Genomic DNA, 4,582 nt, shown 5'->3' with positions numbered 1-4,582 from the left:
AACCCCGCCCCGCGCTCGTCGACCCCCATGGCGCCTTGCGCCACAGCCTGGCCGACTGGCGCGCGTGGGCCGGCCGCTGCCGGTTCCGGGGCCCGTACCAGGAGGCGGTGCTGCGCTCCCTGCTCACCCTCAAGGCCCTCACCTACGCGCCCACCGGCGGGATCGTCGCCGCCCCCACCACCTCGCTGCCCGAGGAGATCGGCGGCGTGCGCAACTGGGACTACCGCTACTGCTGGCTGCGCGACGCCACCCTCACCCTGGACGTCCTGCTCGCGCTCGGCTACGAGGACGAGGCCACGGCCTGGCGCGACTGGCTGCTGCGCGCGGTCGCCGGCGACCCCGCCGACCTCCAGATCATGTACGGCCTGGCGGGCGAGCGCCGGCTGCCCGAGTCGGAGCTGGACTGGCTGCCCGGCTACGAGCGGTCCTACCCCGTCCGGGTCGGCAACCGGGCGGCGGGCCAGCTCCAGCTCGACGTCTACGGCGAGGTCATCGGCTCCCTCCACGCGGCGCGCCGCGGCGGCCTGGGCGGCCGGCCGCACGCCTGGAGCGTCCAGCGCTGCTTCCTGGAGTTCCTCAAGGACCACTGGCGCGAGCCCGACTCGGGGCTGTGGGAGGTCCGCGGCCCGCGCCGCCACTTCACCCACTCCAAGGTGATGGCCTGGGTCGCCGCCGACCGCGCGGTGCGCACCCTGGAGGAGGACCCCTCCCTCCGGGGCGACCTCGACGGCTGGCGGGCCCTGCGCGAGGAGATCCACCGGGAGGTCTGCGAGCGGGGCTACGACGCCGAGCGCGGCACGTTCACGCAGTACTACGGCTCGCGGGAGCTCGACGCGGCCACCCTCCTCATCCCCCGCACCGGTTTCCTGCCGCCCGACGACCCCCGTGTCGTCTCGACGGTCGACACGGTCCGGCGCGAGCTGCTGCACCACGGCCTCGTCCGCCGCTACAGCGTCGAGGGCGAGCCCGTGGACGGCCTGCCCGGCGGCGAGGGCGCCTTCCTGGCCTGCTCGTTCTGGCTGGCCGACGCGCTGTTCCTGACCGGCCGGACGAAAGAGGCCATCGAACTCTTCGAGCGGCTCCTCGCCGTGCGCAACGACGTCGGCCTGCTCGCCGAGGAGTACGACCCCGAAGCCGGCCGGCAACTCGGCAACTTCCCCCAGGCCTTCAGCCACATCGGTCTGGTGGGCACGGCCCTTCTGCTGACGGGGCACGACACGGCAGACTGACACCATGGATCTTGGACTTGAGGACCGGGTGTACGTACTGACCGGCGCGACCCGCGGCCTGGGCTTCGCCACCGCCCGCGCGCTGGTCGCCGACGGGGCCCGCGTGGTGATCTCCGGGCGGGACGCGAAGACGGCCGAGGCGGCGGCCGGGGAACTCGGCGCGGGCGCCATCGGCGTGGCCGCCGACAACGCCGACCCCGCCTCGGCCGAACGGCTCCTGGACACCGCCCGGGAACGCTTCGGCCGCCTGGACGGCGTGCTCATCAGCGTCGGCGGCCCACCGCCCGGCTCGGCCGCCGACAACGACGACGCCCAGTGGCGCGCCGCCTTCGAATCCGTCTTCCTCGGCGCGGTCCGGCTGGCCCGCGCCTCGGCCGCCGCGCTCGGCGAGGGCGGCGTGATCGGCTTCGTCCTCTCGGCCTCGGTCCACGAGCCGATCCCCGGCCTGACCATCTCCAACGGCCTCCGCCCGGGCCTCGCGGGCTTCGCCAAGTCCCTCTCGGCCGAGGTCGCCCCGCGCGGCATCCGCGTCGTCGGCCTCCTGCCCGGCCGCATCGCCACGGACCGCATGCGCGAACTCGACGCCCTCTCGGGCGACCCCGAGGCCGCCCGCGCCCGCGGCGCGGCGAAGATCCCGCTGGGACGGTACGGGCAGCCGGACGAGTTCGGCCGGACGGCCGCGTTCCTGCTGTCGCCCGCGGCGTCGTACGTGACGGGCGTGATGCTGCCGGTGGACGGCGGGGCACGGCACGGGTACTGAGGGCGACGGCCATGCCGGACAGCAAGATCATTAGTCCATGACGCGCATAGTCACGTCCTGGCATGGACGTCCGCGCTCGGACTCTCGTACCGTCGGCACAGGTCGGCCCGGCCAGGGCCGCGGACCAGGGGGTTCGCATGTCCGAACGCGCAGCGCTCACCCGGCTCACCGGCAGCGGCAGTGGTGAATGCGGGCAGGGTGACTGCCCCAACGTGTACCGCACGGCGACCGGATCGTTCCTGGTTCAGGGCGAGGCGTCCGACGCCTTCGACCCCCCGGCCGGGGAAGGGCTTGTGGAGATCCCCGAGTGCGTACTGAGGGAGGCAGTCCGTGCTCTTGGATGGTGAGGAGTGGGCAGCCAAGTTCCAGAACTTCCGGAAGGAAGCATGGAGGCTTGAGGCACTGCCGCAGTACCTCGTCCCGCAAGAAGCGGACGAGTTCGCAGCGTTCAGGAACGGGGCCCGGTACCCCGGACCTTACGAGGACGCCTGGACCGCCCTGATCCAGAAACACAAGGCGACAGGGGGAACCATCGGGCGCGTGCACATCGTCAGCCGTCCGCTCTCGGACTATCTCCGGTTCGAGTTCGAGAGGTACTACCGGCATCAAGCACCCATCGGGGAAGGCATCCGAATCCTCGACGTGACCGACCGGGAGAACCCGCTGGCGGACGTCCAGGACTTCTGGATGTTCGACCGCTCCACCATCGTTCTCATGCACTACGAGCCAGACGGCAAGCAGATCAGCCGTGAACTGTACGAGGGAGACCCCGCACCGTTCATCGAGTACCAACGGATCGCGGTAGAGGAATCCGTGCCGTTTCTGGAGTACCCGCACAAGTGACCTTCGAGCCCGAACAGCTGGGCCGGTCCCGGCAGGAGCTGGCGGCCTCGCTGAAAGGACTGCGCAAGCGATCCGGTCTCTCCGGGGACCGGGTCGCTCGACGTATGAACGTGTCTCAATCCAAGGTGTCCAGGATTGAGAACGGAAAAGTGCGGCCGTCCATCGTGGACGTGGAACACTACTTGAGGGCCGTCGACGCCCCCGCCGATCTCGTGACGGACGTCATGGCGCTAGCCAGGATCACGAATACGGAATGGCAGGACTTCCGGAACCTTCGCAGGAAGGGACTGGACAAGAAGCAGCAAGAACTGGCCGCCCTCGAGAAGTCCTCGACGGAGTTCCGGTTCTTTCTGCTTTCCATGATCACCGGCCTGCTGTCCACACCCGACTACATCCGGGCCAGCCTCGCTCACGTCCCGGGTGACCACAACAGGACCGTTACCCGGAAACTGGAGCGGCAAGAAGTTCTCTATGACACCACCAAGAGGTTTACGTTCCTCCTGTCGGAACTGGCCTTGAAGTGGCCCCTGGTTCCCGCGCCGGCAATGGCCATGCAGCTCGACCGGCTGGTCTCGGTGTCAAGGCTCCCCAGCGTGCGGCTGGGGGTGATTCCCGCCCAGGGGCACATGCCAGTAGCACCGATGGACACATTCACTGTCTACGACACGAATCTGGCGACAGCGGAAACCACTACCGGGGTCGTCATCCTGAGAGATCCGCGTGACGTGGCCGCATACCTGGAACTCTTCAGCATTCTTGAGAGCTATGCCCTGTTCGACAATGACGCCCGGGGCTATCTGACCGAACACGCGGACAAGATACGTGATCTTTAGTCCAGGACGCGACTGGGGCTGGTGCCACAGTGTGCCTGACTCCACAGTGTTCCCATGACCACGGACACCGAAGCAGCCGCACAGCAAGCCGACGACTTCATGAAAGGGAAGAAGAAGGCGGACGACGCCGCATTCATGCTCGGGCAGGTGCTCAAAATGATGGGCATCACGGTTGGCGACCCGGACTCCTGGCCCCGGCTGATGGGACGCGCGTCGCTCAGTGGCGAGCCGTCCGTCTATCTGGGGGCCGTTCCATTGCCCACTGTCCAGAAGTTGTCGAACGCGCTCGTCTACGGCGAGTCGGCACGCCGTAATCAGAAGCCGTAGAGTCCGCCACCCGCCTTCCCGGACAGGAAGACCAGGTGCCGCACATCCACGGCTATCTCTGGACCGGCGAGAAGACGGCGTTCGACAAGGAGAGCGTCCGCCGCCCACCGCCATCCACCACGCCCGCCCCCACCAGCCCCGACGAGGTACAGCAGCGCTACCGCGAAGCCGTCACGGAGTGGAGGACCACCGCAGCCGGTTCTGAACGACGAAGCGCCGGTCCGGCGGTGCCGGACCGGCGCTTCGCGCGGTCGTACGCGGAGACGCGGGATCGCGTCAGGCGACGATCAGATAGATCCCGTAGCCCACCGCGGCCGCGCACAGTGCGAAGCACGTGTAGGCGCCGGTGCGGGCGAGTGCGGTGGTGCCGCCCGTGGAAGCCGCGTCGGCGGCGGCCGGCTTGCGGGACGTGCCGATGATGCCGAGCGTGAAGACGCCCACGAGGCCGACGGTGACCACGAGGCTCACGCCGAAGACCTGGCCGAGAGCTGCCCAGTCGATGTGCATGGTGGTTCTTCCTCCGTTGCCCGGCGTCAGCCGGTCGTCGCGGCGGCGGGTGCGGCCGGGCAACGGAGGAAGAACCACCATGC

The 4,582-nt window shown here is 69.2% G+C and carries 7 protein-coding genes; 6 read left to right on the top strand and 1 reads right to left on the bottom strand.

Annotation, left to right across the window (positions count from 1 at the left end; translation table 11 throughout):
* From K6I33_RS32165 to K6I33_RS32140, 6 genes are all read left to right on the top strand, one after another.
* On the top strand, window positions 1-1,229 hold a 1,229-nt coding region (locus K6I33_RS32165), incomplete at its 5' end, for a glycoside hydrolase family 15 protein (protein WP_229358093.1).
* 4 nt (window positions 1,230-1,233) lie between these two features.
* On the top strand, window positions 1,234-1,989 hold the full coding sequence (locus K6I33_RS32160; protein WP_229358091.1) for an SDR family oxidoreductase: 756 nt from the start codon (window positions 1,234-1,236) through the stop codon (window positions 1,987-1,989).
* Window positions 1,990-2,126: 137 nt separating this feature from the next.
* On the top strand, window positions 2,127-2,336 hold the full coding sequence (locus K6I33_RS32155; RefSeq protein ID WP_229358089.1) for a hypothetical protein: 210 nt from the start codon (window positions 2,127-2,129) through the stop codon (window positions 2,334-2,336).
* The gene (locus K6I33_RS32150; protein WP_229358088.1) at window positions 2,320-2,832 is read left to right on the top strand and encodes a DUF6879 family protein; all 513 of its coding nucleotides are present in this window, start codon (window positions 2,320-2,322) and stop codon (window positions 2,830-2,832) included. The genes K6I33_RS32155 and K6I33_RS32150 overlap by 17 nt, the downstream gene beginning before the upstream one ends.
* Window positions 2,829-3,665 (top strand): helix-turn-helix transcriptional regulator, encoded by an 837-nt coding sequence (locus K6I33_RS32145; RefSeq protein ID WP_229358086.1) that lies wholly within the window; start codon window positions 2,829-2,831, stop codon window positions 3,663-3,665. Before K6I33_RS32150 ends, K6I33_RS32145 begins: the two co-directional genes overlap by 4 nt.
* Before the next feature lie 54 nt (window positions 3,666-3,719).
* The gene (locus K6I33_RS32140; protein ID WP_229358084.1) at window positions 3,720-3,992 is read left to right on the top strand and encodes a hypothetical protein; all 273 of its coding nucleotides are present in this window, start codon (window positions 3,720-3,722) and stop codon (window positions 3,990-3,992) included.
* A 276-nt stretch (window positions 3,993-4,268) separates the two neighbouring features.
* On the opposite strand, the gene K6I33_RS32135 is transcribed toward K6I33_RS32140, so the two are convergent.
* Window positions 4,269-4,499, bottom strand: coding sequence for a hypothetical protein (locus K6I33_RS32135; protein WP_229358095.1), 231 nt, complete (start codon window positions 4,497-4,499; stop codon window positions 4,269-4,271).
* Between the last annotated feature and the right edge of the window lie 83 nt (window positions 4,500-4,582).

Source organism: Streptomyces sp. UNOB3_S3 (assembly GCF_020740895.1).
Lineage (GTDB): Bacteria > Actinomycetota > Actinomycetes > Streptomycetales > Streptomycetaceae > Streptomyces.
The sequence above is the reverse complement of the archived record's forward strand: the minus strand, read 5'-3'. Positions and strand labels throughout refer to the sequence as shown.

What these genes read in the sequence shown, in the direction of transcription:
- K6I33_RS32160 (WP_229358091.1), top strand. Translation starts at nt 1,234, where the DNA reads ATGGATCTTGGACTTGAGGACCGGGTGTACGTACTGACCGGCGCGACC.
- K6I33_RS32155 (WP_229358089.1), top strand. Translation starts at nt 2,127, where the DNA reads ATGTCCGAACGCGCAGCGCTCACCCGGCTCACCGGCAGCGGCAGTGGT.
- K6I33_RS32140 (WP_229358084.1), top strand. Translation starts at nt 3,720, where the DNA reads ATGACCACGGACACCGAAGCAGCCGCACAGCAAGCCGACGACTTCATG.
- K6I33_RS32135 (WP_229358095.1), bottom strand. Translation starts at nt 4,499, where the DNA reads ATGCACATCGACTGGGCAGCTCTCGGCCAGGTCTTCGGCGTGAGCCTC.